Genomic DNA, 26,460 nt, shown 5'->3' with positions numbered 1-26,460 from the left:
CGGCGCGGCGACTCACACTGCTCCCATGGCAGACTCCCCCACCGACCCGGCCCCCGAGATCGGCGAGATCAGCGTCGCCGACTGGTACGCCCACACCGACAAGATGGCGAAGGTCGGCTTTTTGACCGTCGCCCGCAGGCTTCCGGCGCTGGTGTCGCAGGCCGTCAGGCTGGCGTGGGCGGCCAGTCCCCGCGACACCGTCGTCACGATCACCCTGAACCTGCTGAGCGGGGTGTTCACCGCGTTCGGGCTGCTCGCCACGACCGGGGTGCTGTCGGCGCTGTTCGAGGCGGGACCGACCCCCGAGCGGGTACGGGCCGCCCTGCCCAGCCTGGTCCTGGTGGGGGTGGCCGCGACCCTGCGTACCCTCACGCAGGCGGGCGCGGGCTGGGCGCAGTCGCGGCTGGAACCCCAGGTGGGCCGGATCGCCGAGGAGCGCCTGTACGGGCTGACCGGCAGGGTCGGCCTCGCGTCCTTCGACGACCCCGACTTCCACGACGCGCTCCAGCGGGCCAGGTCGCGCGGGGTCGCCGTCGCGGACGATGTGGTGGGCACGGCCATCAACACGCTGAGCGCGGTCATCGGCATCGTCGCTGCGGCGGGCGTGCTGGGGGTGCTCCACCCGGTCCTGCTGCCGCTGCTGGTGCTGGCGGTGCTGCCCGACGCGTGGGCGGCGGTCCGCTCGGCGCGCATGCGCTACACGACGATGTACTCCCTGATCCCGGCCAGGCGCCGTAAGTGGATCATCGCGGAGCTGCTCGCGGACCGCGACCCGGCCGCGGAGGTGCGCTCGTTCACCATGCGCGGCTTCCTGATGCGGATGTACGACGCGGTGGCGACGGCCGAGCAGACCGTCATGCTCGGCCTGGCCCGGCGGCAGGTCCTCGCGCGGGTCGTCGGCGAGGCGCTGGGCGGCGTCGGCACGGCCCTGGTCTACGTCGCCCTCGGCGTGCTGCTGGCGGTGGGGGCGGTCCCCCTGGCGGTCGCGGGCACCGCCGTGCTGGCGATCCGTTCGGGCCAGACCTATCTGGCCAACCTGATGTACGCCACGAACCGCCTCTACGAGGAGGGCCTGTACTTCACCGACTTCCTCGACTTCTGCGCCGAGGCCGAGGGCAGGCTGCCCACCGGACGCCCGGTGAAGGCACCGGAGGGCTTCGAGCGGATCACCGCCGAGGACGTCGTCTTCACCTATCCGGGCTCCGCCGGCCCGGCGCTCCAGGGACTCACGGTGACCATCGGCAGGGGCGAGGTGATCGCCCTCGTCGGGGAGAACGGCTCGGGAAAGACCACGCTGGCCAAGATCCTGTCCGGGCTGTACGAACCGGATGCCGGCCGGGTCAGCTGGGATGACACCGACCTGGCGGACGTCGACCCCGACGACCTGCGCGACCGCATCGCGGTCATCGCCCAGGACCACACGCGCTGGCCGCTGACCGCCCGCTACAACATCAACATGGGCACCGACAAGGGGGAGCCCGCGCTCGTGGCGGCGGCCGAGGTCGCGGGCGCCGACCAGGTGGTGGCCGAGCTGCCGAACGGTTACAGCACCCTGCTCGACCGGCGTTTCAAGGACGGCCACGAGCTGTCCGGCGGCCAGTGGCAGCGGATCGCGGTGGCCCGCGGTTTCCACCGGGACGCCCCGCTGCTGATCTGCGACGAGCCCACCGCGGCCCTGGACGCCCGCGCCGAGCACGCCCTGTTCGAACGCATCCGGCAGCACGCCGACGGGCGCACCGTACTGCTGATCACCCACCGGCTGGCGAGCGTCCGCTACGCCGACCGGATCTACGTCCTCGACCACGGCAGGGTCGTCGAGCACGGCACCCACGACGAGCTCATGACCCTCGACGGCCTCTACGCCGACCTCTACGGCCTCCAGGCCAGGGCCTACTCGACCTGACCTCGGGGAGACCTCTCCCGCTCGGTCCGACCGGCGGGGCGACCGCGACGAACTCTCCGGGCCGGTCGCTACTCGGTCTGGCCGCCCAGGAACGCCTCGATGACGGCCCTGGCGACGGGGGCCGCCACCCGCCCGCCCGGCCCGCCGCCCTCGACCAGGACCCCGACGGCGATCCGGGGGGAGACGGCCGGGGCGAAGCCGGTGAAGATCGCGTGGTCCTCGCCCGCGACGGCGTTCTGCGCAGTGCCGGTCTTGCCCGCGACCTTCACCCCCCGGACGGCCGCGGCGGCACCGGTCCCTCCCCTCCCGGTGACGGCGATCATCATCTCGGTGAGCCGTTCCGCCTCCTCGGCGCCGAGCGCGCGGCGGTACGGCGAGGGTTCGGTCACGTCGATCACCGTGCCGTCGGCGAGGCGGACGTCGTCCACGAGGTGGGGGCGCATCAGCGAGCCGTCGTTGGCCACCGCCGCCGCGATCATCGCGATCATGAGCGGGGTGGCCCGGACGTCGAACCGGCCCAGCGCGGACAGCGCGGTCTGCGCGTCGTCCAGCGCGGGGGGATAGACGCTCCTGGCCACCGGCATGGGCACCTGCAGGTCGTCGGTGTCGAACCCGAATGCCTCGGCCTGCTCGCGCAACGCGTCCTGGCCGAGGTCGACGCCCATCCTCGCGAAGGGGGTGTCGCACGAGAGCCTGAACGCCTGGAGCAGCGGAAGCGCGCCGCCACCGCAGGCGCCGCCGCCGAAGTTGCGCAGGTAGGTGGAGGTGCCGGGGAGGCGGAAGGCCTTCGGGGCGCTGACGCGGGTGTCGAGGTCGTAGCGCCCCGAGCCGAGCGCCGCCGCACCGGTGATGATTTTGAAGGTGGAGCCCGGCGGGTAGCTCCGCTGGATCGCCCGGTTCAGCAGCGGGTCCTCGGGGTCGCCCTGCAGCCGCTTGTCCACCCGGTCGAGCTTGGCCGCGTCGAAGCTCGTGTAGAGGTTCGGGTCGTACGAGGGCAGGGAGACCATGGCCAGGATGGCGCCGGTGCGAGGGTCGATCGCGACGACGGCGCCGGGCCTGCCCGTGGCGCGCAGCCCGTCGTAGGCGGCCCGCTGGGCGCCGCGGTCGACGGTGAGCCTGAGCGTGGCGCCGCCCCGGGTGCCGTCGACCAGCCCGCGCACCTTCACCCGGGGGTCGTTCCCGGACAGCAGGGCCTCCTCGGCCTGCTCGACGCCGCCGGTGCCGTGGAGCGAGAAATGCCCGGTGACCGCCGCGTAGAGCGGGCCGCCGGGATAGACCCTGCGGTAGCGGTACGTGGCGTTCCTGGCCTTGCGGCTGGTCGCGACGACCGTGCCGTCGCGGAGCAGGATCCTGCCCCGGGGGCTCTCGAAGCGCGCGATCATCGTCCGCTTGTTGCGCGGGTCCTCGTTGAGCCGCTCGGAGTCCAGTGCCTGGATGTAGGTCATGCTGGCGAGAAGGGCGAACAGCATTCCCCCGCACATCAGTGCGACGTGGCGCAGCGGAATGTTGATCCGGCGCGCGCGCGGTGCGACCATGGCCCCTCCCTGGACACCCGACCTCGGTATCCGGTTTAACAGCCGGACCGAAAAGGGCACCTCGACCAGGGGCAAAGCCGCCGTACGGCTTCCGAACGGCCATAAGCCTCAGGGCTTACCGGCGGCACGAACCGCGCACCCGTCCAGCCTCACACCGACACGAGCCGCACGGCTTCCGGCCTCACGCCGACACGAGCCGCACGGTCCTCGCGCACCCGCCGGCGCGGGCCCGGTGGTTCCGCGTCACCCGCCGACACGAGCCGCGCGGTCGCCAGTCGACCACCGAGTCGCTAGTCGACCACCGAGTGGTAGTAAGCGATCTTGTTGCGGATCGCCACCTGCTTCTCGCGCAGGTTCTCGACCTGCTCCTCCACCCGCCTGTCGTGGGCTTCGAGCAGCGCGATGCGGTCGCGGACCGTGTGGTCGCCCGCCCTGGTCATCTCGGCGAAGCGCAGCATCTGCGCGATCGGCATGCCGGTGTCGCGCAGGCAGCGGATCATGCCGAGCCAGCCGACGTCCTCCTGGGTGAACCTGCGCTGTCCGGCCGCGTTGCGGCCGATCGACTCAAGCAGCCCGATCCGCTCGTAGTAACGAAGCGTGTCGAGGCTGAAGCCGGTCTCCTCCACCACCTGTCCCGGTGTGTACACACTCACATCGAGCAGCATTTCACCTGGAGCCCACTCAAGGTCAAATCCCCTGTTCTCCGGCGGCCCGCTTGCCCTGGAGTCCACTCCAGCATCCAGGGTGGCTTCCATGACACGCATCCCCCTCGCCCTGGGCACCATCCCCTTCGGCACCGTCCTCGACGACAGGACCGGCTTCGCGATCCTCGACCGGTTCGCCGACGCCGGGGGCGTCCTGCTGGACACCGCGAACAACTACCCGTTCTGGAACGAGGGCGCCACCGGCGACGAGAGCGAGCTGGCCATCGGGCGCTGGCTGGCCGCCCGGGGCAACCGCGACCGGATGGTGCTGAGCACCAAGTGCGGCGGGCGGCCGACCGTCCCCGGCGACCGGACCCTGGACTCCGCCGAGGGCCTGTCCGCCACGGCGATCACCGCCGCCGCCGAGGGCAGCCTGCGGAGGCTGGGCACCGACCACGTCGACGTGTACTGGGCGCACATCGAGGACCGCTCCGTTCCCCTGGAGGAGACCCTGGGCGCCTTCGCCGGGCTGGCCCAGGCGGGCAAGGTGCGCGAGATCGGCGCGAGCAACGTCCCGGCCTGGCGGCTGGAGCGCGCCCGCGCCACCTCGCGGGCCAACGGCTGGCCGCTCTACACCAACGTCCAGCTGCGCCACACCTACCTGCGGCCCCGGCCGGGGGTGCGGCTGCCGGAGGCGGGTCACGTCCTGGTCCAGGACGACATGCTCGACTATCTGCGCTCGGAGCCCGGCCTGACGCTGTGGGCGTACAACACGCTGATGTTCGGCGCCTACACCCGCGAGGACCGGCCGATCCAGGACATCTACCGGCACCCGGGCACCGAGCGCGGGCTCGCCGTGCTGCGGGAGATCGCGGGCGAGCTGGGCGCGACCGTCAACCAGGTGGTGCTGGCCTGGCTGGTCGGCGGCGACGTGACGACGGTCCCGATCGTGGGCGTGAGCTCCCTGGCCCAGCTGGAGGAGGCCCTGGGCGCCCTGGACCTCAAACTCGACGACGAGCACCGCGCCCGCCTGGACGCCGCCCGCTGACGGCCCGCCCCGCCCGGACGCCGCCCGGACGCCGCCCGGACGCCGCCCGGACGCCGCCCGGCTGACGGTTGACGGCGGGCGGCGTCGCCGTCACTCCTGCGGCAGGTGCGCCGACAGGTAGCGGCGGACCAGGTGCTTGCACTCGTCGATCAGCTCGGGGTCGCCGTCGGGCAGGGAGCGGAAGGCGAGCTTGAGCACCGCGTCGGCGGCCTCGACCGCGACGAAGAGCACCCGGTCCAGCTCGGGGCCGAGCGGGGCGCCGAGCAGCTCGACGGTGATCGTGCGGAGCCGGTCGGCCACGATGGCGTTGTTCTCCAGGGCGGCGTCGAGCATGCGGCGGGTCCCCACGAGGAGGGGACCTCCGGGCGAGGCGAGCACCCCCCCGAAGTCGACGACCGCGAACCCCGGAGTGGACCGTTTCATCGCGACGAACTCGTCGATCGCGAGGTCGACCATCTCCGTCCACTCGGACAGCCGCACCTCGGCGAGCCTGGCCGTGATCTTGCCGAGGAACGCCTCCAGATTGCGCAGCGCCAGCGCGCGTACAAGCCCCTGTTTGTCGGGAAAGAACTGGTAGAAAGTGCCGATCGGCACCTCTGCGCGGCGCGCGACCTCCTTGGTGGTCAGTGCCTCGTAGCCGACCTCGTCCAGTAACCGCGCGCACTCGTCCAGCATGCGCTCCACCCGTTCCAGGCTGCGGCGCTGAGCGGGTTGGCGGCGAAGCGTTCCCCCGGAGACGTTCGTCATCTCCCCATCATCCCCCACGACAGGCCCGGGGGATTAACATGAGCCAGACTCACGCTAATTGGAGGCCGGGATGTTCCTCTGGGGTACGGCGACCGCGTCCTACCAGATCGAAGGCGCCGTCGCCGAGGACGGGCGGGGCGCCTCGATCTGGGACACCTTCACCAGCGAGCCCGGCCGCGTCCGTGACGGCGACACCGGCGACGTGACCTGCGACCACTACCACCGCTGGCCGGAGGACGTCGCGCTGATGTCCGGTCTCGGGGTGAACTCCTACCGCTTCTCCATCGCCTGGCCGCGCGTCCAGCCCGACGGGAAGGGCGCGATCAACCAGGCGGGTCTCGACTTCTACGACCGGCTGACCGACACGCTCCGCGAGAAGGACATCGTCCCCGCCGCCACGCTCTTCCACTGGGACCTGCCCCAGGCCCTGGAGGACGAGGGCGGCTGGCTGAACCGCGACACCGCGTACCGTTTCGCCGAGTACGCCGCGGCCGTGGCCGACAGGCTCGCCGACCGGATCCCCCTGTGGATCACCCTGAACGAGCCCTTCATCCACATGGTCTTCGGCTACGCCCTGGGCACCCACGCCCCCGGCAGGACCCTGATCCTGGACGCGCTCCCGGCCGCCCACCACCAGCTGCTCGGGCACGGCCTGGCCGTACGGGAGCTCAGGGCGCGCGGCGCGGAGAAGGTCCTGATCACCAACAACTGCACGCCGGTCTGGCCCGCCTCGCAGGACCCCGCCGACCTGGCCGCCGCCGACGCCTACGACACCCTGCACAACCGCCTGTTCAACGACCCCGTGCTCCTCGGCGCCTATCCCGACCTGTCCGCGTACGGGGTGAGCCTCGACTGCGTGCGCGACGGCGACCTGGAGCTGATCGGCGCACCCCTCGACGGCCTCGGGATCAACTACTACAACCCCACCCGGATCGTCGCGCCCACCGGCGAGGGGCTGCCCTTCGAGGACGCGGGCGTCACCGGCTACCCCACCACCGCCTTCGGCTGGCCCGTCGTCCCCGACGGCCTGCGCGAACTCCTCACCGGCCTCAAGGCCCGGTACGGCGACGCCCTCCCCCCGGTCTACGTCACCGAGAACGGCTGCTCCCAGCCCGACGAGCCCGGCCCAGGCGGGACCGTGGACGACCAGGCCAGGATCACCTTCCTGGACGGCCACATCGAGGCCGTCGAGCGGGCGCGGGACGAGGGGGTGGACGTGCGCGGCTACTACGTCTGGTCCCTGCTGGACAACTTCGAGTGGGCCGAGGGCTTCAGCCAGCGCTTCGGGCTCGTGCACGTCGACTTCCCCACCGGGACTCGCACCCCGAAGGCCTCCTACCACTGGCTGCGCGACCGCATCTCGCGGGGTCCGAACGGCACGCCCTCCGGGCCGTAGTCCGAAAGATGTACGGCGGCTTCGCCGTCACGCAGGAGGTCACGCGGGGCCCGGCGCCGGATGATCGGGGGTGAGGAGAACCGGAACCCAACCGATCACCCCCCGTACCCGCCTCCACGGTCGCGGCCGTGAACGATCGCGAACGACTGCGAACGACTGCGAACGGCCGCGAACGGCACCGGGCGCGCGGGGCACGCGGGGGCCGCCGCGCCCCCGGCGTCACCGACGGAGAGCGAAGTTGACCACCGAACTGGTACTGACCCTGGCAGCCCTGGCGCTCGTCGACAGCACGAGCTTCGGGACCCTCGGCATCCCCGCCTACCTGCTGCTCGCCTCGGACCGGTCGCCGGCCGGACGCCTGCTGGTCTACCTCGCCACGGTCGCCGTCTTCTACTTCGCCGTCGGCGTCGCGCTCATGCTCGGGCTCGCCGCGGCCCTCGACGCCTTCGAGGAGGCCCTGTACAGCCGCACCGCCTACTGGATCCAGCTGGTGATCGGCGTGGGGCTGTTCCTGCTCAGCTTCCGTTTCGACTCCAAGAAGCAGAGGGAGAAGGAGGGGCCGAGCCGCTGGGAGCCCCGCCTCGGCGGGCCGGGGGCGATGGTCCTCCTGGGGCTGACCGCCGCCCTGCTGGAGGTCGCGACGATGGTCCCCTATCTCGGCGCGATCGGGTTCATGACCGGCGCGGACCTGCCCGCCGTCCAGTGGGTGCCGCTGCTCGCGTGCTACGTGCTCGTGATGATCCTGCCGCCGCTCGTGCTGCTCGGCCTCAAGATCGTCGCCGGAGGCTGGCTGGACCCGAAGCTGGAACGGCTGCGCGCCTGGATGCGCAGGCACTCGGCCTCCGCGATCGGCTGGACCCTGGGCATCGTCGGGTTCCTCATTGCCCGCGACGCGGCCTGGCGCCTGTTCTCGGGCTGAGCCGGGCACCCTCCGGCCCGCCGGACGCGGGCCGGTGGAAAACCCGTTGCGAGGTGGCGAGACGGGCCGTACCGTCTAGAGCCATGTGCTTGTACTTCGCCTGCCAGATGGTCGGCTACGTGATCCGTCCCCGCCGCGGCCGGGCTCTGGCCCGCTAGGGACGCGACACCCCTTCCCCGTTCACACGCGTCCCCGATGCGCGCCCAGGGCCTCCGAGACCTTCCTTCACCTCGGACCCGAAAGGGCGAAAGCTGTGGCGCACTCCTTCGCGCACGGAAACCATTCACACACCCAGAGAAAGGTCAGGAACGGCGGTGGCCGCGGTGACCGCGACCGGGCCAGGCGCACCCTCTCGCAGAACTTCCTCGTCGATCCGCACGCCGTCCGGCGGATGGCGGACGCGGCCGGATCGCACGAGCTGGTCCTGGAGCCGGGCGCGGGAGAGGGCGCTCTCACCCTCGCCCTCGCGAGAAGCTGCGCCAGGGTCGTGGCGTACGAGATCGACCCGCTGTACGCGGGCAGGCTCGCCGCCCGCACCCGCGACGACGAGCGGATCGAGGTGGTCAGGGGTGACTTCCTGACCGCGCGGGTCCCGCGCGAGCCGTTCGCGGTCGCCGGGAACATCCCGTACTCGATCACCTCCAGGATCGTCGACCGGTGCCTGCGCGCGCCCGCGCTCACCTCGGCGACCCTGCTCACCCAGCTGGAGTACGCCCGCAAGCGGTCCGGTGACTTCGGCCGCTGGAGCAAGCTGACCGTGCTGACGTGGCCCGGCCACTCCTGGGAGCTGGCCGGGCGCGTCGGGCGCGAGAGCTTCCGGCCGGTGCCCGCCGTCGACTCGGCGATCCTGCGGATCGCGTCACGCCCCGTCCCGCTGCTGCCCGGCGGCCGGGACGCGGCCTGGCGGGAGTTCGTCGAGTACGGCTTCACCGGGCTGGGCGGTTCGCTGCACGCCTCGCTGCGGATGCGGTACGCCCCCCACCGGGTCGACGCCGCGTTCGCGGAGGCGCGGGTGGACCGTGACGCCGTGGTGGCGTTCGTCCACCCCGGCCGGTGGCTCACGCTCTTCGAGCTGCTCCACTGACACCGCCCGGGTCCGGCCCGCCCCATCGGCCGGACCCGGGCTCCCGCCTCGACGACGAACGGGAACTACCCCTCGGTGACGTACGGGCGGTCGCGCCGGGCGTCGCGCAGGACCGAGCCCCACCACAGAAGCTGGTCGAGCAGCACCTTCGCGGCGCGGTCGGGGCCCTCGGGGTCCTTGAGGGTGCCGTCGGGACCGAACAGCTCGTAGTAGCGGGGGAAGCTGACGTAGTCGCGGACCGTGTGGGCCTGCAACTCGCCGAAGACCTGGCGCAGGTGCTCCACCGCCAGGATGCCCCCGCTCGCCCCGCTGTAGCCGACGAAGCCGATCGCCTTGGCCCGCCACTCGGTGTAGTGCCAGTCGATGGCGGCCTTCAGCGAGGCCGGGAAGCTCCGGTTGTAGTCCGGCGTCACCACGACGATCGCGTCGGCCGCCCCGATCCGCCGGGTGAGGCCGGCCATCTCCGCCGGCCGGGCCATGTCGGGTTCGAGCGCCGGCGGCAGGGGCGGCAGTTCGAGCGGCAGCGGCGTGTCCGCCAGATCGACGAGGTCCACCGCGAACCCGCCGTGCCGCTCGGCCCGCTCGGTGAACCAGTTCGCGACCACCGGGCCGAACCTGCCCTCCCTGACGCTGCCGATGATCACTGCGAGGTTGAGGGTCTCACTGGGCATTGCTGTGCTCCCTGGTGGAGAGGGGGGATCCTGGACGACCGTGAAGGTCGCGTTCCCCAACCTGCCGGGCGGGGCGGATACCAGGAAGACCGGGCCGAGACTGGTAGTGGCAGGGCCACGACCCCGGCGGACACGGCTGTTACGTTCGGAACGTGAGCGACAACGAGCTGGGCATGTTCCTGCGCATCCGCCGCGAAGCCGTCACCCCCGCCGAGGTGGGGCTGCCCACCGGCCCCCGCCGCCGCACACCGGGCCTGCGCAGGGCCGAGCTGGCCACGCTCGCCGGGGTCAGCGTCGAGTACCTCACCCGGCTCGAACAGGGACGCGACCGCCACCCGTCCGTGCCCGTGCTCTCGGCGCTGGCCACCGCGCTGCGGCTGACCACGAGCGAGCGCGTCCACCTGCACCGGCTCGCCAAGTCGGCCGACGGCGGCTTCACCTGCATGGGCGCCACGATGCCGGCCCGCGCGGTCCGTCCCACCGTGCGGGCGCTGCTCGACCGGCTGGAGCCCGCCCCCGCCCTGCTGCTCAACCGGCTGAGCGAGATCCTCGCCTGGACGGCGGGGTACGAACGGCTCGCCCGGCCGATCGGCCTGCTGGAGGGCAGCCCGCCGAACCTCGCCCGTTTCGTGTTCACCGACAGCCGGGCACGAACCGTCTATCCCGACTGGGACCATGTCGCCGACGAGCAGGTCGCCGCCCTCAAGCAGGGGCCGTTCCGGGCGGACTGGCACATCGCCACGATGGCCGACGAGCTGGCCGTCACGGCCGGGGCGGCCTTCACCGGGCGGGTGGACACCCTGCCCGGCCTCCCGAAGTCCAGCGGCGTCACTCGGCTGGTGCACCCCGACGCGGGTGAGCTGCGCCTGGCGTACGAGACCCTCGAACTGCCCGCCGACGACGACCAGCGTCTCATCGTCCACCTTCCCGCCGACAGCGCCACCTCGGCCGCGCTCGACCGCCTCGCCGGCCGCCACCCGGGCGCCCTGCGCGCGGTCTCCAGCTGACACGGAACACCCCGTACGCCGGCACGGGCCCGGCGGTTCGCCCTCCGGTGCGGGCCGGACGGCCTCTCCGGCCACGGCGCCGGGTCCGCGCGCGTATCAGCGTGGCTCCCTCCGTTGTGCGCCCCAACCGGCATAATCGAGACGATCAGCCTGGTCAGGCCGCACATGTGACGTCCTCATCCGGGACGTTCCCGGGCAGGTCCCCCTCCACCGACACCCACGTCACGCCATATGACGGCCCCACAGCGACCCGGGCGTCCGGCAGGAGGAACGTATGCGTCTCGCCATACGAATCGGAGTGGCCACCGCTCTCTTCGCGACGCCGGGCGGCCCGAGCGGCCCGGCCGGACCAGCAGGACCGGCCGGACCGGCCGCCCCACCCGCGTCCGCGCCCACGCCCTCACCCGCGCCGGCGCCCGCCCCCAAGCCCAGGCCCGCACTCGCCCCCACGCCCAAGCCCGCGCCCGCACTCGCGCGCTCCCCCAGGCCCGCGCCCGTCGCCGCGGCCACCCCCACTCCCACCCCCACGCCCGCCGCGGCCGGCGCCACCCCCACGCCCACTCCCACCCCGGTGGTCAGCGCCAGTTCCAGTGCCGCCGCGACCGCGACCGCGACCCTCACCACCAGGACCGACCACACGGTCTCGCTGCCCCCCTTCGGGGGCAGGAACACCATCCCCCCGTGGCTGAAAAAGGTCCCGTCGCTCCGCGTCCTCCCCCTGTGGCCCCGCCAGGCCAGCCACGTCCGGATATTCGTGCACTGCCCCCCGAAGTCGAACCACGCGCTCATCGGTTCCACCGCGTTCAACCTGAAGGGGTCGAGACGCATCTACCGGGAGGTGGGACTCGGGCTCTCCGACCGGGGGCTGGGACACCGCGCCGCGTCCATCTCCTACTTCGCCTTGCCGGGATTCCACGAGGCGTGCCTGAAGTGCGTGAAGGTCACGATGAACCAGCAGACCCGCATCAGGCGGATCCGGGTGCTCGGCCGGGACTCCACCCCCCTCTACGTGCGAAGGTTCAGCATCTGGCAGTTCTTCGACTAGCGCGTGCCCGGTTCGACGCATCAGGCGGCGGTGGGTCGCGCCGGGAGCCCGGTCCCGCCCGCGGGGGCCCGCCGGTAGGGTTCCGTGAGATGAGCGAGACCGGCTGGGAACCCGAGACCGACGCGCCGGGAGCGCGGCTTCTGGACGCCGCGAGGAAGGGTGACCCCGACGCCTTCGGGCACCTGGTCGATCCGTTCCGCGGTGAGCTGCACGCGCACTGCTACCGGATGCTCGGATCGGTTCACGACGCCGAGGACGCCCTGCAGGAGACGCTGGTGCGCGCCTGGCGGGGCCTGGGGCGGTTCGAGGACCGCGGCTCCTCGATCCGGCCGTGGCTGTACAGGATCGCGACCAACAGGTGCCTGACGCTGATCGAACGCCGGGGTCGCCGGGAGCTGCCCACCGACTTCGGCCCGGGGGCCGCGCCGCTCGCCGAGACCTCGTGGATCGAGCCGTACCCCGACGAGAGGCCGGGCCCCGAGGCCCGCTACGTGGCGCGCGAGGGGATGGAGCTGGCCTTCGTCGCCGCGCTCCAGCACCTGTCGGCCCGCCAGCGGGCCGTCCTGGTCCTGCGCGAGGTGCTCGGATTCTCGGCGCGAGAGGTCGCGGACCTGCTGGAGACCACGGTCGCCTCGGTCAACAGCGCGCTGCAGCGCGCCCGCGGGCCCCTCGGCGCCCGGCTTCCCCGCACCGGCCCGCCCTCCCCGGACGGCGAAGGGTTCCGGGAGCTTGCGGACCGGTACGCGACCGCGTGGGAGGCGGGGGACGTCGAGGCCATCGTGGCGATGCTGACCGACGACGCCAGGTACGCGATGCCGCCGCTGCCGGAACGGTACGAGGGTCGCGAGGCGATCAGGGCCTTCCTGGCCGAGGGGCCGCTGACCCGCCGGTGGCGCTTCCTGCCGGCGTACGCGAACGGGCAGCTCGCGTTCGGCACCTACATGTGGGACGAGGACAGGAGGGCCCACGTCGCGGCGGGGCTCGACCTGCTCACGTCGCGGGGCACGATGATCGCCGAGGTCGTCTCGTTCCTGACGCCGGAGATCTTCCCCAGGTTCGGCCTCCCCGCCGAGATCGCGGGCTGACCCGGCCGGTCCCGCCGTCGGACGATCTCGACGCCGCCCGATGAGTTCGGCGTCCTTCGCGGGTTGTACGGGGTGAACACCACCCGATCGGCACGCAGGAGGCAGGCATGTTGCTCAAGGGCAGGAACGCGATCGTCTACGGCGGGGGCGGCTCGGTCGGAGGCGCCGTGGCCCGCGCGTTCGGCCGCGAGGGGGCACGCGTCTTCCTCGCCGGGCGAACCCTCGCGACCCTGGAGAGGGTCGCGGGCCGGATCCGCGACGCGGGAGGCGCGGCCGAGATCGCCGAGGTCGACGCGCTGGACGAGAGGTCGGTCGACGAGCACGCGGCCGCCGTCGTGGCCGGGGCGGGAAGCATCGACGTGTCCCTCAACGTGATCTCGGACAGCGACGTGCAGGGGACGCCGATGATCGACATGACACCGGAGGACTACCTGAGCCCGGTCGTGACCGCCGTGCGCTCGAAGTTCCTCACGTCGCGCGCGGCGGCCCGGCACATGGTCGGGCGGCGGTCGGGCGTGATCATGGCCTTCGGCGGGTCGGGTGACCCGAACGCGGCCCGCCGCTACGAGCTGGGAGGCCTGCAGCCCGCGTTCGACGCGGTCGAGGCCATGCGCCGCCAGCTGGCCGCCGAGCTCGGACCGTACGGGATCCGCGTCGTCACCCTGCGGACCGGTGGCCTGCCCGAGACGCTCCCCGCCGGCCTCGACCAGCGCGAGGCCATCGAGCGGGACATCGTCGGGCAGACCCTGACCGGGCGGGCCGCGTCACTGGAGGACGTCGGCAACGTGGCCGTCTTCGCCGCCTCCGACCTGGCCCGCGCCATGACGAGCACGGCGATCAACATCACCTGCGGCGCGGTCCCGGACTGACGGGCCGGGTCGCGGTGGCCGGACGACGACCGACATCACCTGCGGCACGACCCCGGACCGACGGGCCGGATCACGGTGGCCGGACAACGACCGACATCACCTCCGGCACGACCCCGGACCGACGGGCCGGATCACGACCCGTCGGTCGGCCCGGGGTCCGGCCGCCAGACCCAGTTGCGCCGTTCGTAGAGCGGCCGCAGCCCGGCCGCGAGCATGTTGTTCAGCGACGGGTTGGCCGAGCCCTCCGCCGGCACCCCGGTCTCCGCGACCAGCCACCGGCAGCCCGCGTTCGCGGCCTCCTTGGCGCGGGCCGCCAGCAGGGCCGACTGCGCGCCCCGGTTGCGGTGGCCGGGCAGCGTCGCGGCGGCGTTCAGCGAGCCGACCTCCCGGTGGACGAAGAGGTTGGCGCCGGCCACCATGTCGTCGCCGTCCCAGACCGCGAACGGCCTGAAGCCCGGATGCCCGAGGCAGGCCGCCATCATCCCGGCGAGCCCCTCCTCGGGCATGCCGAACCCTCGCAGGATGACGGAGGCCCACTCCGAGACGGCGTCGGGACCGACGGGCCCGACGCGCATCCCGGTCCGGCCCGGCCTGAAGTCGTCGACCGGGCACGCCAGCTTCACCCAGGACGATCCCTGGGTGATGCCGTGCCCGGCGCGGATGTCGTCCCAGTCCGGCGGCAGCGCGGCCGGGGCGATCTGGATCACCGCGCCCCCGCCGCCCTCCGCGCGGTAGAAGTCCACCACGCGGTCGACGAGGTCGCGGGTGACCGGCTCCTCGAAGCCGAACCCGAGCGCCTTGCTCCAGTAGCCCGTCACGTCATGGCGCATCGACAGGGCGACACCGCCGCCGATGCGCGCGGTGGTGATCCCGAGCGCCGACGCGACGGACGGCGGTGCGAGCGACTCGTACTGGTACATGAACTCCGCCTCGGCGCCTTCGGCGAGAGCGGTCAACTCGTCCTGCGACATGCTTTCTCTCCTCGTTCGCTCCGGCACGCCCCGTGGTCGCGGTCCGCGTACCGGGCACCACGCCCGCCGGACGTGCCGGTCACGGCGGGGGTTCCGTCCGCCGCCGAGATCGCGGGAACCGGCGAAGCCGGCCGGTGCTGTGTTTCCCCGTTCCCCGTTCCCCGTTTCCCGTTTCCCGCTCCCCGTGCCCCGGTTCCCCTGTTTTCCGTACTTCGTGCCCCGGTTTCCGGTTTCCCGTACTTCGTGCCCCCAGAGACTACCGGCAGCCCGTTCACCCGCGGTGACGGGCGGCCGGTCGATCACGCGAGCCACTCGATCACCCGTTCCGGCCGGTGGGGAGGCCTCGGCGTACCCCCGCGTAACCAGGCCGGACGAAGGATTTCACCTGGCCGAAACCTACGGCGACATCACGCTGGGTAGATTTCCGCCATCCTCGACAACGTTGACCCCTTCATCGGCGTAGCGGCCACCGACCTGCCTCGGGCACACGGTCTGGCCGCCACCTGGTGGTGGCCGAAACCGCAGGTGGGCAACACCCACCCGGGCGCCACGTCGCCGCTGGGCATGGTGTCGGCCTGCGCCTACTCCGGTGCGTACCCAACCGGCTACGGAAGGTACACCAAGAACACCGAGGGCGTGCCCGAGGAGATGTTCGCGCGGTCGCAGGCGTCGGGGTTCAGCCATTTCCAGCAGTCCGGCACCGGCGCGATCCGCAAGTACTACAACTACGTCCGGGTCACCCCGATGGTGCAGCCGCTGGACGCGCTGGGAGAGGCCTGGCCGCTGCGCGACGAGGTGGCGGAGGCGGGATACTACGCGGCCACCCTGGGCACCGGGGTCCGCTGCGAGCTCACCGTGGGCACCAAGGTCGCCGTCCATCGCTACACCTTTCCCGAGCACGGCAGCGCCCGGGTGGTGGTCGACCTGTCCTGCGGCGGCCTGGCCATCGAGCACGGCCGCACGGTGCCGTTGCGGGCGCAGGTGGAGAGCATGGGCCACGGCCGGGCCCAGGGCACGGTGGTGATGGAGGGCGTCCCGCTGTCGGTGTACCTGGAGGTCGACAGCCCTGGCTGGCGGCAGATGCTCTGGTACGACCGGCGGCTCATCGACGGCGGCACCCGCCTGGACTTCGACAGCATCCGGCACACCACGCTGCGGCCCTTCGGCATGCTCTTCATGGGCCCGGCCGAGCCGGGACAGACGATCGAGGTGCGGCTGGGGTTCTCGCTGCGCGGCTGCGACCAGGCGCGGGAGAACCTGGAGCGCGAGTGCGGGCGGGCGCGGCCGGCGTTCGACACGGTGCGCTCCGGGACCCGGGCCCGCTGGGGCGACCACCTCGACCGCGTCCAGGTCGAGGGCGGCACGCCCGCCCGCCGGACCGTGTTCGCGACGGCGCTCTACCACTCGCTGGTCAAGCCGTGCTTCGCCGACGACGAGAGCCCGTTCTGGCCGACCTCCGGGCCGTTCGCGTTCGACGTGTGCACCATGTGGGACATCTACAAGACGCAGCTGCCGCTGCTCGCGGCCATCGTCCCGGAACGGACCGCGGACCTGCTGGAGTCGCTCATCCGGGTCTGCGAGGAGGAGGGCAACTTCCCCATCGGCTACCGGATGGCCCGCGGCGCCGACCGGTTCTACCGCCAGGCCAGCGCGCTCGCGCACACCGTGCTGGCGGACGCCCACGCCCTCGGCCGTACGCGCCTGGACTGGAACTGGGCGCTCGTGCACATGGTCGACGACCTGCGCCGCCTGTACGGTGAGGAGTTCTTCGAGCACGGGGTGGTGCACCCGATCACCCACACCCTCGACATCGCCTACGGCTACCACTGCACGGCACAGGTCGCGCGGGCGATGAACGACCGGCGCCTGGCCGACGACCTCGAGAACCGGGGCCGCCAGTGGACCAACGCCTTCGACCCGGGCACGGGGCTGCTGCGCGACTCGGAGTTCTACGAGGGCGGCAAGTGGAACTACTCGTTCCGGCTGCTGCACGACATGGCCGCGCGGATCGCCCTGGCCGGTGGCGACCACGCCTTCGTCGGCATGCTGGACAGGTTCTTCGGCTTCGGCGCCGCACCGGTGACGCAACCCGGCCTGCGCCCCCAGGCGGCGGAGATGGCGGCCGGGTACGCCCTCAACCGGTTCGAGGGGCTGAACAACGAGCCGGACATGGAGGCGCCGTGGGCGTACCACTACGCGGGACGGCCCGACCGCACCGCCGAGGTGGTCCAGGCGGCGCTGACCTGGCAGTTCGGCACCGGACCCGGCGGGCTGCCCGGCAACGACGACTCCGGCGGCCTGAGTTCCTGGTACGTCTGGGCGTCACTGGGGCTGTTCCCGATCGCCGGGCAGAACCTGTTCCTGGTCAACGCGCCCGCGTTCGCCAGGTCCGTGCTCAGGACCGGTGACAGCGAGTTCGTCATCGAGACCAGCGGGCACCGCGAGACGCCGATCGGTGTCGACGGCATCGATCGCGACCCGCCGGCCCAGTATGTCCAGTCGGCGACCCTCGACGGCGAGCCCCTGCACGCGACGCACCTGAGCGCCGCCACCGTGCACCGGGGCGGCGTGCTGCACCTGCGGCTGGGCCCGGAGCCGTCGGGGTGGGGGCGAAGTGCCCGCCCGCCGTCCCTTTCCGACCCACCCGCCAGACCGAAGGAAGCACGATGACCAATCCTCGCCGCCGTCTCGTCATCGTGGTCAGGGCCGACCCGGTCATATGCGGCCACTCCGGTGAGGCCCGCAACCTCGCCGAGGTCGCGCTGACCCGCGGGTTCGACGACGTACGGCTGCTGACCTGGCCCATTCCGACGCTGCAGGCGGCCGGGCTGCCGCTCAAGCCGCTCGACCGGCTGCTGCCGTACAGCCCCGGGATCACCGTGGAGCGCCCGGAGGCGGTCGGTGACTACCGGGTGCCGGACGGACGCCACCAGGCGGGTCTCACCGGCCGCCTCGTCGAGCTGCTCGCCGAGCCGGTGCCCACGACCTGCCTGTCCATGTACCTCGTCCCGCACACCTCGGTGGTCATGGACGCGGTCGGGGCGGCGCGCGCGGCCGGGTTCGCGCCCGACGTGCACACCGTCGCGAAGGCGGTCGGCTCCGACGTGACCAACGTGATCCGGTCGTGCCTGCGCGAGGGCCGGTTCGGCGCGGCGACCGTGCTGTTCACCACGTTCCTGGCCAACGACGAGGTCGTCGCGGTCTCCGAGTACACCCGCGAGGAGATCGTCGCCTCGGCCGAGCAGGTGGACGCCCACTGCGGCACCCGGTTCGCCGAACAGTGCCGGCGCCGCGTGACCGTCAGCTACCCGCCGATCGACTCCGGCGCCTTCCTCGACACGGATCCGGCACAGGTGGACGCCGCCCTCGCGAAACGCGGCCTGGAGCGTGACGGGTACATCCTGTTCCTGTCCCGGGTGACCCCGGCCAAGGGCATCGACGACCTGCTGGCCGCCTACGGCCGGATGCGCTGCCGGTCACGCGTGAAACTGGTCGTCGCCGGCACCGGGACCTCACTTGAGCAGGTACGGGCGCTGGCCGAGAAGGACGACCGGGTGGTCCTCCTCACCGACGTCGACGACAACGAGAAGCCGCTGCTCATGCGCGGCTGCGCGACCTACGTCCTGCCGACCAGGCCCGAGCCCGACTTCGTCGAGACGTTCGGCATCGCCCTGGCCGAGAAGATGCTGGCCGGCGGCGGGCCGATCATCACCACCAGGACGGGCGGGACCCTGGAGGCGGTCGGCGACACCGCCGTCATCGTCGAGCCCAGGGACATCGGCGGCCTGGCCGCGGCCGTGGACCGGGTGGTCCTGGAGATGCCCGCCGCCGAGCGCCGGCACCTGGAACTCCGCGCCCGCACCCGCGCGATGGCGTTCGACCGGGCCGCGGTGTTCGACGGCCTGTTCCCGCAGGAGGCACTCACCGCCGGGGTCCGCTGACCGCCGGGGTTCTCCAATCGCCGGGGGCCGCCGATCGTCGGGGTCCTTGGCCACCGGGGCCCGCTGACCGTCAGGGTTCCCGATCGCCGGGGCCCTGCCCGGGGCCCGGCCGGGGCCTGCCCGAGGTTCGCCGGGGCCCGCCGACCTCCACGGGCCCCGGTGACGCCCGCTACTCGCCGGGCAGCAGGTACCGCCAGGAGAGCACGAAGAGCTCCCCCGAGCCGGTCTTGAACAGAGCCCTGCTGTGCCCCTGCCAGGCGGGCACCGCCTTGGTGATCGCGCTCACCGCCGCCCCGTCGACGTCCTTCCGCCAGACCGGGTCCACCGTGCCGGAGGGCTCCGGGACCCCCGCGGGCCACGGCGACGGCTTGTCCGTCGCCGTGGCGGCCCCTTCGGCGACCATCCGGACGCGGGTGGCGACGTAGTCGGTGCCCGTGTCGGCGGCCCGGGTCGCCAGGCCGTCCATCAGCTTCTTCGCCTCCAGGAGCTCCTGCGGGTAGAAGTCCGCGACCTGGTCCAGGGCCGGGGCCCGGACCTCCAGCATCTTCCCGTCCTTGCCCCGTACGCCGAGGACGGTGGCCGGCACGTCCGTCACCATCGGCGCGCCCGGCCTGGGCGTCGCGGTCGGCGGCCGCCCGGTCAGATACGTCTCCATCGACGCGACCGTCTTGTCCCTCTCGGCGTCGGTGAGCTTCAGCTGCCTGCTCGCGTCGACGATCACCAGGCCGTCGCTGTACAGCACCACCCTCGGCGGGCGCAGCACGTTCGTGGTCGCGGTCACGAACCCGCCCTCGGCTCCCCACAGGGCGACCGGCTTCGCCGGCCCGTCGTCGACCGGGGTCGCAGATATATCCGATTCCGCTCCTCCGCAGGCCGCGGCCAGGGCCAGCAGCGCCACGAGCAGGGTCATTCGTAGTCTCATGCCCCAGAAACGTCCCTTTCCTCCTGTTGGTTCACCCGGCACGGCTCCCCGACATGAACTTCTGTGGCGGCCCCCATCCCCGAAGATTCATCTCCTATGGACGAATTACGCCACATAAGGGCGATTTACTCCCGGGTGATCGATTCATCGGACAACCGGAGGAAACCCTGTCCAGGAAGCACGCGACCCGGGGACACAGGACGGCGCTGGCGGCGCTCGTCCCCGCGTTGGTCCTCGGCCTCGCCGGAACAGCGAACGGGGCACCGGCGTCAACCGCCGACCCCGTCGCCGACACCGCGCTGCGGGCGTCTCTCGCCTCGTCCTACCCGCCGGCGTTCACCCCGCTGCTCGACGCCCCGAACACCCCGGCCGCCCGGTCGCAGGGGACGCCGGGCGGCCCCATCGAGACGTACAGCACCGGCCGCCCCGTGGCCCCCGGCGTGCGACTCGACTCGCTCGACACGCTGGACGCCCGCGGCTGGCAGCGTTCGGACGCGCTGTCCGTCGACCTCACCAAGGGCTCCACCGTCGGATACCTCGACAGCGGCGCGGTGGCAAAAACCGGCCTGATCTCGCGGCTGGCCGACGCCAAGGGCGCGGTCGCCGCCGTCAACGGCGACTTCTTCGACATCAACAACTCCGGCGCCCCCGTCGGCGTCGCCGTCGCCGACGGCAAGCTGGTCAAGTCGTCGTCGGGCCGTGACGTCGCCGCCGGGTTCGACACCTCGGGCGCCGGCCGCATCCTCGACATCCTCTTCGAGGGCAGTGTGCGCGTGCCGGGCGAGGAGCGGCCGGTACCGCTCGCCCGCCTCAACAGCCACGACCTGCCCGCGGACGGCATCGGCGCCTACACCTCCCTGTGGGGCACCTACACCCGTACCCGCGCCGTACAGGGCGTGAGCAAGGTCACCGAGGTGCTGGTCACCGACGGCAAGGTGCGGAGCGTCACCCAGGGCGCGGGCGAGGGACAGATCCCGGCCGGCGCGACCGTGCTGCTCGGCCGGGACGCCGGGGCGGACCGGCTGGCGAAGCTCGTCCCGGGAGACGCCGTCCAGGTCGACTACCGGCCCAGGACGTCCGACGGCTCCGAACTGGCCACCGCGATCGGCGGCGGCACCCCGCTGGTCAAGGACGGCGTCGCGCAGAACGTCGACGACTCCACCATGGCCGCGCGCATGGCGATCGGCTTCAGCGCCGACGGCCGCAAGATGTTCCTCGTCACCGTGGACAACCGGACGATCGACAGCCGGGGCGCCACGCTGAAGGAGATGGCCGGCCGGCTCGTCAAGATGGGCGCCCACGTCGGTCTGGAGATCGACGGCGGCGGCTCGGCGACGATGGTCACCCGCAAGCCCGGCGCCGACAAGGTGCGGATCGACAACGAGCCGAGCGACGGCGAGGAGCGGCTGGTCTCCAACGGCCTCGGCATCTACCGCGAGCAGGGCAGCGGCAAGGTTCACGGCGTCTGGGTCGAACCCGCCGTCGACCCGGCCGCCGCGGCCGGAACCGGCCCGGTGCCCGGCGGCCGTCCCGACCGCGTGTTCCTCGGCCTCACCCGGACGGTGACCGCCACCCCGCACGACGAGGTGTACGGCCCGGTGCGCGGCGAGCCCTCGGTGCGCTGGACCGCGACCCACGGCGACGCCAAGAACGGCGTCTTCCACGCCAAGCTGCCCGGCACGGCCACGGTCACCGCCTTCTCCGGCTCCAAGCACGGCAGCACGAAGATCGAGGTGCTCGGCCCCGCGGCCCGGATCGACGCCACCAACCCCTCGGTGAACGTCGCCGACGCGACGGCCACCGCGAACTTCGGCATCGTGGGCTACGACCAGCACGGCAACTCCGCGCCGATCGAGCCGTCCGACCTGCGCCTGGAGTACGACGACACGCTGCTGAAGGTGACCCCCGGCGCGGCCGGCGGCTTCACGGTCGCGGCCGTCAAGGAGTCCGGCGCGGGCCTGATCACGGTCCGGGCCGGCAGGCTCACCACCGTCGTGGCCGTCACGGTCGGCGTGGAGAAGAAGATCCTCGCCGACTTCGACGACGCCGCGAAGTGGACCGCGGGATCGGCGCGCGGCACCGCCAGGGTCACCCCCGTCGCGGAGGGCGTCAACGGGCAGGGCATGAGGCTGGAGTACGACTTCACCCAGTCCACCGCCACCCGCAACGCCTACGCCACCGCCCCGCAGCGCCTCGGCGTGAGCGGGCAGTCGCGGGCGTTCGGCGTCTCGGTGTACGGCCACGGCCAGGGCGAGTGGACGGCCTTCACGATGATCGACGGCCTCGGCAGGTCGACGTCGGTGTACGGCCCCTACGTCACCTGGGAGGGCTGGCGCGAGATCGAGATCCCCGTACCGGCCGGCCTGACCCAGCCGGTCAGCGTCAACCGCTTCTACACGATCGAGATCAAGGCCGACCGGAGCTACAGGTCCGAGGTCCTGCTCGACGACCTGTACGTCAAGGCCGCACCCTCGATCGAGGCACCGCCCGCACCGCGCGTCCAGGACCGGCTGGTCGTCACCGACGGCACCGTGGACGGCGAGCCCTGGCGGTTCGCGGTCATGTCGGACGCCCAGTTCGTGGGCCGCAGCCCGGACTCCCCGATCGTGGCCTCGGCGCGCCGGACCATGCGCGAGATCAAGGCGGCCAGGCCCGACTTCATGATCATCGCCGGTGACCTGGTCGACGAGGCCTCGGAGGCGGACTTCCAGCTCGCCAAGCGGATCCTGGACGAGGAGATCGGCGGCGACCTGCCGTACTACTACGTACCGGGCAACCACGAGGTCATGGGCGCGAGCATCGACAACTTCACGAAGTACTTCGGTGCGACGAACCAGACCTTCGACCACAGGGGCACCCGGTTCGTGACCCTCGACACCTCGCTGGGCACGATCAACGGGGGTGGGTTCGGCCAGCTCGAACGGCTTCGCCAGGCGCTGGACGACGCGGCGAGGAACGACCGGGTCAACTCCCTGGTCCTGGTGGAGCACCACCCGCCGCGCGACCCCACCCCCGCCAAGACCAGCCAACTGGGCGACCGCAAGGAGGCGGCGCTGGTCGAGAGGTGGCTGGCCGACTTCCAGCACGAGACAGGCAAGGGCGCGGCGTTCGTCGGTGGCCACGTGGGCACCTTCAGCGCCTCGCGGGTGGACGGCGTGCCGTACCTGGTCAACGGCAACTCCGGCAAGGCCCCGTCCACCGCACCGGCCGACGGCGGCTTCACCGGCTGGTCCATGCTCGGCGTCGACCCGGTCTCCCGCGCGGAACAGCTCCTGGCCCGGCTGCTGCCGTTCGGCGGCGGCCCGACCTGGCTCGCCGCCCAGATCCGCCCGCACGTGGACGCCCTGGCCGTCACCGCGCCGGCGCGACTCGCGCCGGGCTCCTCGGCGAAGGTCACCGCGACCGTCACCCAGGGCGACCGCCAGGTCCCGGTGGCCTACCCGGTGAGCGCCGACTGGAGCGCAGGCCCGAACGTCCACGTCGGCGACCCCGGCAAGGCCCGCTCCTCCCACATCGCGACCTTCGACCCCACCACGGGAACGCTGACCGCCCGCCGCCCGGGCCAGGTCGTCCTGTCCGTGGCGGTCAACGGCACCAGGCAGGAGGCGACGATCCGCATCGCTCCCTGACCGGCCCGGCGGGCGATACGTGGAACGGGTGGAGGCCGCGCGCCTCCATCCGTTCCATCCTTTCCGGGCACTGAGCCCCGCTTCCAAGGGGTGGACGCGGTTTCCCGGGCCCGGAGGTCCCCGGCGAGCCTCCGGCGACGGGATACCCACCTCGGCGATAGTTGTGTGCCGCCCCCCGCCCCGTATCGTCCCCACCAGTGATCCCGACCGTGCGAGGAAGGATCGGCATGACCGACGACGTGGTGCGGCGTGTCTTCCACATAGTCGACTCGTTCGACCCCGACGAGTTCGTGCGGTTGTTCGCCGAGGACGGCACGCTGGTGTTCGGCAACGCCGAGCCGACGGCGGGCCGCGAGGCCATCGCCGCCGGGCTGCGGGCGTTCTTCTCCACCATCGCCGGCCTGCGGCACCGGATCGTCAGGAACTGGCAGGTGGACGCCGACATCATCGCCGAGACCGAGGTGACCTACCGGCGGCTCGACGGCAGGGAGGCGAGCGTCGTGGCCGTGTCGATCTGGCACACCCGCGACGACGGCCTGATCACGGACTACCGCATATTCGTCGACCTCGCCCCCGTCTACGCGCCCTGAGGCCCCGCCTAGACCGCGCACCCCGGACGCGTCCGTCACCGGCCGGGCGGGCGCGGCTCCCGGCCTCTCACCGGGACACCCGGGGTACCCGGGACAGGGCTCCTCAGCCGGCGACGGACGGATACCGGGACGCCGCGAGGTCCTCGGCGAGATCCTTCAACGTGAGGTCGGCGTTCAGCGCGGTGACCACCGCCTGCGTCAGCGGACGCAGGGCATGGACGTGCCGCACCGCGTCAAGGTTCACGGGAACCCCGTAGTAGTCCTCGGCGAACCGCCGGAACGCCTCCGCGGACGGCTCGACGAGCAGCCCGAACAGGTGCGCCGTTCCGTCGGGATCGTTCTCACCGTCCGGATACTCGATCTCACCCACCCGCCAGCGGTCGTCGCCGGCCTCGCGCCACAGGCAGGCGGTCGCGACCGGCGTGCCGTCCTCGTCGCAGAACGCGGGCTCTTCGACGCAGTGGCGGAAGACGTCGGGGACCGAGTCGAGCACCCCCGAGTCCCAGGCACATCACGATCTCCATCGAAGCCGGGGCGGCCCAGCTGCGGAAACCGGTTCCCAGAGAGTTCTCAGGCGAAGTTTGTAGCACTTTCAACTTAAATTTACGACTATGGGACGATGGAGCGCGTGCCGCAGGAGGCCGACGCGGTCGAGGCTCAGGGAGCCGCGGCCGGGAAGGTCCGGCGGTTCGCCGCCGGGGGTGGCGCGCTCGTCGTCGTGGCGCTGCTCGCGTACTGGCTGGGAGGCGGCGGGGACGGCGAGGAGGCCGCGCCCAGACCGAGCGTGACGCCGACGCCCAGCGCGACGCTCACGGTGCCCGACGTCTTCAGGAGGGTCGGGCCGTCGGTGGTGGTCGTCCAGGCCGGGAAGTCGCTCGGAACCGGGGTGATCGCGGCCGAGGACGGGACGATCCTGACGGCGTACCACGTCGTCGAGGACACCTCGGACAAGGGCGGTTCGAAGAAGGGCGCCGGGGACGTCACCGTGACGTTCGCCGACGGCACCAAGACGAAGGCCGTCGTCGCGTCGTCGAACCCCAAGCTCGACGTCGCGACCCTCACGCCCGCGAAACTGCCGGAGATCGTCGTCCCGGCGACGCTCGGCGGCGGCGCCATCGTGGGCGCGCCCGTCGTGGCGATCGGCAATCCGCTGGGCCTGACCTACAGCGTCTCCACCGGCGTCGTGTCGGGCCTGAACCGGACCGCCAAGGAGGGCGACCTGAACGGGCTCATCCAGTTCGACGCCTCCGCGAACCCGGGCAGCTCCGGCGGTCCCCTCCTGGACGCCCGCGGCCTGGTCATCGGGATCGTCGTCTCGATCGCCGACCCGGGAGGCGACGAGGCGTTCGCCGGCATCGCGTTCGCGGTGCCGATCGGCGTGGCCCTGGGCGGGGGTGAAGGCGACGGGCCGCCGGGCGGGCCTCAGATCTGACCGAAGCGTCACGAGAAGGAACACATATGACCTCGACCAATTCCTCCGAGTCGGCCCATCCGCTCGAACATGTGTTGTTCGAGGTCAAACGTACGATCGTCGGGCAGGACGTCCTGCTGGAGCGCATGGCCGTCGCGTTGATCGCCGACGGCCACCTGCTCGTCGAGGGCGTGCCGGGCCTGGCCAAGACGCTCGCGGTGAGGTCGCTGGCCGCCGCGATCGCCGGGAGTTTCCAGCGCGTCCAGTTCACCCCGGACCTGGTACCGGCCGACCTCGTGGGCACGCGGGTCTACCACCAGCACTCCGGGGAGTTCAGAACCGAGCTCGGCCCGGTCTTCGCGAACCTGCTGCTGGCCGACGAGATCAACCGCGCCCCCGCCAAGGTGCAGAGCGCCCTGCTGGAAGTGATGCAGGAGCACCAGGTGACGATCGGCCGTGAGACGTTCCGGGTGCCCGAGCCGTTCCTGGTCATGGCGACGGAGAACCCGATCGAGTCCGAGGGCACCTACCCGCTGCCCGAGGCGCAGGTCGACCGCTTCATGATGAAGGTGATCGTCGACTATCCGACGCAGGCCGAGGAACAGGCGATCGTCGTACGGGCGCTGCGTCCGCCCGAGCCGCCGCGGCCGATGGTGACGGCCGAGGACCTGATCGCGATGCGGGCCCGCGCCCAGCAGGTGTACGTCGACCCGGCCATCGTCGACTACGCGGTACGGCTGGTCTCCGTGACGCGCTCCCCCGCGATGGCCGGGCTCGGCGAGCTGGAACGGTACGTCACCTACGGGGCGAGCCCGCGGGCGTCCATCGCGCTCGTCACGGGCGCGCGGGCGCTGGCGTTCCTGCGCGGCCGTACCTACGTCCTGCCGCACGACCTGTCCGAGCTCGCGCTCGACGTGCTGCGCCACCGCGTCGTGCTGTCCTACGAGGCACTCGCGGACGACGTCGACGCCGACACGATCATCACCAGGGTGCTCGGGGCCGTCCGGGTGCCCGACGTCGTCCTGCAGAACCGCTGAGCCGTC

Annotated in this window: 22 protein-coding genes; 15 read left to right on the top strand and 7 right to left on the bottom strand. The window is 72.3% G+C overall.

All coding sequences use genetic code 11. The annotated features are described in order from the left end of the window. The first annotated feature begins 25 nt into the window (after nucleotides 1–25). Complete coding sequence (locus AC5L38_RS18220) at nucleotides 26–1,903, top strand: ABC transporter ATP-binding protein (protein WP_495243982.1); 1,878 nt, start codon at nucleotides 26–28, stop codon at nucleotides 1,901–1,903. Between the two features lie 68 nt (nucleotides 1,904–1,971). On the opposite strand, the gene AC5L38_RS18215 is transcribed toward AC5L38_RS18220, so the two are convergent. Beyond that, nucleotides 1,972–3,438, bottom strand: coding sequence for a peptidoglycan D,D-transpeptidase FtsI family protein (locus tag AC5L38_RS18215; protein WP_495243981.1), 1,467 nt, complete (start codon nucleotides 3,436–3,438; stop codon nucleotides 1,972–1,974). Nucleotides 3,439–3,728: 290 nt separating this feature from the next. Next, entirely contained in the window at nucleotides 3,729–4,091 is a 363-nt protein-coding gene (locus tag AC5L38_RS18210; RefSeq protein WP_495243980.1) for a MerR family transcriptional regulator, read from the bottom strand. A gap of 100 nt (nucleotides 4,092–4,191) precedes the next feature. On the opposite strand from AC5L38_RS18210, the gene AC5L38_RS18205 reads away from it, so the two are divergent. Then, the gene (locus tag AC5L38_RS18205; RefSeq protein WP_495243979.1) at nucleotides 4,192–5,130 is read left to right on the top strand and encodes an aldo/keto reductase; all 939 of its coding nucleotides are present in this window, start codon (nucleotides 4,192–4,194) and stop codon (nucleotides 5,128–5,130) included. Nucleotides 5,131–5,220: 90 nt separating this feature from the next. Here the strand turns inward: AC5L38_RS18205 and AC5L38_RS18200 are convergent, their stop codons facing one another. Further along, nucleotides 5,221–5,877, bottom strand: coding sequence for a TetR/AcrR family transcriptional regulator (locus tag AC5L38_RS18200; protein WP_495243978.1), 657 nt, complete (start codon nucleotides 5,875–5,877; stop codon nucleotides 5,221–5,223). Between the two features lie 70 nt (nucleotides 5,878–5,947). Here AC5L38_RS18200 and AC5L38_RS18195 point away from each other — a divergent pair, with 70 nt between their 5' ends. From AC5L38_RS18195 to erm, 3 genes are all read left to right on the top strand, one after another. After that, entirely contained in the window at nucleotides 5,948–7,273 is a 1,326-nt protein-coding gene (locus AC5L38_RS18195; protein ID WP_495243977.1) for a GH1 family beta-glucosidase, read from the top strand. 238 nt (nucleotides 7,274–7,511) lie between these two features. Further along, a complete protein-coding gene (locus tag AC5L38_RS18190) occupies nucleotides 7,512–8,192 on the top strand; it encodes a GAP family protein (protein WP_495243976.1) in 681 nt (226 codons plus the stop codon). A gap of 253 nt (nucleotides 8,193–8,445) precedes the next feature. After that, nucleotides 8,446–9,276 (top strand): ErmE/ErmH/ErmO/ErmR family 23S rRNA (adenine(2058)-N(6))-methyltransferase, encoded by an 831-nt coding sequence (gene erm / locus AC5L38_RS18185; RefSeq protein ID WP_495243975.1) that lies wholly within the window; start codon nucleotides 8,446–8,448, stop codon nucleotides 9,274–9,276. Between the two features lie 65 nt (nucleotides 9,277–9,341). On the opposite strand, the gene AC5L38_RS18180 is transcribed toward erm, so the two are convergent. After that, nucleotides 9,342–9,947 carry an NADPH-dependent FMN reductase gene (locus tag AC5L38_RS18180; protein ID WP_495243974.1) on the bottom strand — a complete coding sequence of 202 codons (606 nt, stop codon included), beginning with the start codon at nucleotides 9,945–9,947 and terminating at the stop codon, nucleotides 9,342–9,344. Nucleotides 9,948–10,099: 152 nt separating this feature from the next. On the opposite strand from AC5L38_RS18180, the gene AC5L38_RS18175 reads away from it, so the two are divergent. From AC5L38_RS18175 to AC5L38_RS18160, 4 genes are all read left to right on the top strand, one after another. Then, nucleotides 10,100–10,954 (top strand): helix-turn-helix domain-containing protein, encoded by an 855-nt coding sequence (locus AC5L38_RS18175; protein WP_495243973.1) that lies wholly within the window; start codon nucleotides 10,100–10,102, stop codon nucleotides 10,952–10,954. 274 nt (nucleotides 10,955–11,228) lie between these two features. Continuing rightward, complete coding sequence (locus AC5L38_RS18170; RefSeq protein WP_495243972.1) at nucleotides 11,229–11,999, top strand: hypothetical protein; 771 nt, start codon at nucleotides 11,229–11,231, stop codon at nucleotides 11,997–11,999. A gap of 89 nt (nucleotides 12,000–12,088) precedes the next feature. After that, nucleotides 12,089–13,084, top strand: coding sequence for a sigma-70 family RNA polymerase sigma factor (locus AC5L38_RS18165; protein WP_495243971.1), 996 nt, complete (start codon nucleotides 12,089–12,091; stop codon nucleotides 13,082–13,084). Nucleotides 13,085–13,191: 107 nt separating this feature from the next. Beyond that, a complete protein-coding gene (locus AC5L38_RS18160; protein ID WP_495243970.1) occupies nucleotides 13,192–13,953 on the top strand; it encodes an SDR family NAD(P)-dependent oxidoreductase in 762 nt (253 codons plus the stop codon). A 131-nt stretch (nucleotides 13,954–14,084) separates the two neighbouring features. Here the strand turns inward: AC5L38_RS18160 and AC5L38_RS18155 are convergent, their stop codons facing one another. After that, nucleotides 14,085–14,924, bottom strand: a complete 840-nt coding sequence (locus AC5L38_RS18155; RefSeq protein WP_495243969.1) for a GNAT family N-acetyltransferase — start codon at nucleotides 14,922–14,924, stop codon at nucleotides 14,085–14,087. Nucleotides 14,925–15,344: 420 nt separating this feature from the next. On the opposite strand from AC5L38_RS18155, the gene AC5L38_RS18150 reads away from it, so the two are divergent. Continuing rightward, entirely contained in the window at nucleotides 15,345–17,594 is a 2,250-nt protein-coding gene (locus AC5L38_RS18150) for a GH92 family glycosyl hydrolase (protein ID WP_495244036.1), read from the top strand. Continuing rightward, on the top strand, nucleotides 17,591–18,865 hold the full coding sequence (locus tag AC5L38_RS18145) for a glycosyltransferase (protein ID WP_495243968.1): 1,275 nt from the start codon (nucleotides 17,591–17,593) through the stop codon (nucleotides 18,863–18,865). Before AC5L38_RS18150 ends, AC5L38_RS18145 begins: the two co-directional genes overlap by 4 nt. Before the next feature lie 169 nt (nucleotides 18,866–19,034). On the opposite strand, the gene AC5L38_RS18140 is transcribed toward AC5L38_RS18145, so the two are convergent. Then, nucleotides 19,035–19,787, bottom strand: coding sequence for a hypothetical protein (locus tag AC5L38_RS18140; RefSeq protein WP_495243967.1), 753 nt, complete (start codon nucleotides 19,785–19,787; stop codon nucleotides 19,035–19,037). 227 nt (nucleotides 19,788–20,014) lie between these two features. Here AC5L38_RS18140 and AC5L38_RS18135 point away from each other — a divergent pair, with 227 nt between their 5' ends. Continuing rightward, the gene (locus AC5L38_RS18135; protein WP_495243966.1) at nucleotides 20,015–23,416 is read left to right on the top strand and encodes a phosphodiester glycosidase family protein; all 3,402 of its coding nucleotides are present in this window, start codon (nucleotides 20,015–20,017) and stop codon (nucleotides 23,414–23,416) included. A 227-nt stretch (nucleotides 23,417–23,643) separates the two neighbouring features. Then, the gene (locus tag AC5L38_RS18130) at nucleotides 23,644–24,006 is read left to right on the top strand and encodes a nuclear transport factor 2 family protein (RefSeq protein WP_495243965.1); all 363 of its coding nucleotides are present in this window, start codon (nucleotides 23,644–23,646) and stop codon (nucleotides 24,004–24,006) included. 103 nt (nucleotides 24,007–24,109) lie between these two features. Here the strand turns inward: AC5L38_RS18130 and AC5L38_RS18125 are convergent, their stop codons facing one another. After that, a complete protein-coding gene (locus tag AC5L38_RS18125; protein WP_495243964.1) occupies nucleotides 24,110–24,499 on the bottom strand; it encodes a hypothetical protein in 390 nt (129 codons plus the stop codon). A gap of 126 nt (nucleotides 24,500–24,625) precedes the next feature. Between AC5L38_RS18125 and AC5L38_RS18120 the strand changes: the two genes are divergently transcribed. Together AC5L38_RS18120 and AC5L38_RS18115 are read left to right on the top strand one after the other, a co-directional pair. Next, nucleotides 24,626–25,438, top strand: coding sequence for a S1C family serine protease (locus AC5L38_RS18120; RefSeq protein ID WP_495243963.1), 813 nt, complete (start codon nucleotides 24,626–24,628; stop codon nucleotides 25,436–25,438). 26 nt (nucleotides 25,439–25,464) lie between these two features. Continuing rightward, a complete protein-coding gene (locus tag AC5L38_RS18115; RefSeq protein WP_495243962.1) occupies nucleotides 25,465–26,454 on the top strand; it encodes an AAA family ATPase in 990 nt (329 codons plus the stop codon). Nucleotides 26,455–26,460: the final 6 nt, after the last annotated feature.

It is taken from the genome of Streptosporangium nanhuense (assembly GCF_059358815.1).
The sequence above is the reverse complement of the archived record's forward strand: the minus strand, read 5'-3'. Positions and strand labels throughout refer to the sequence as shown.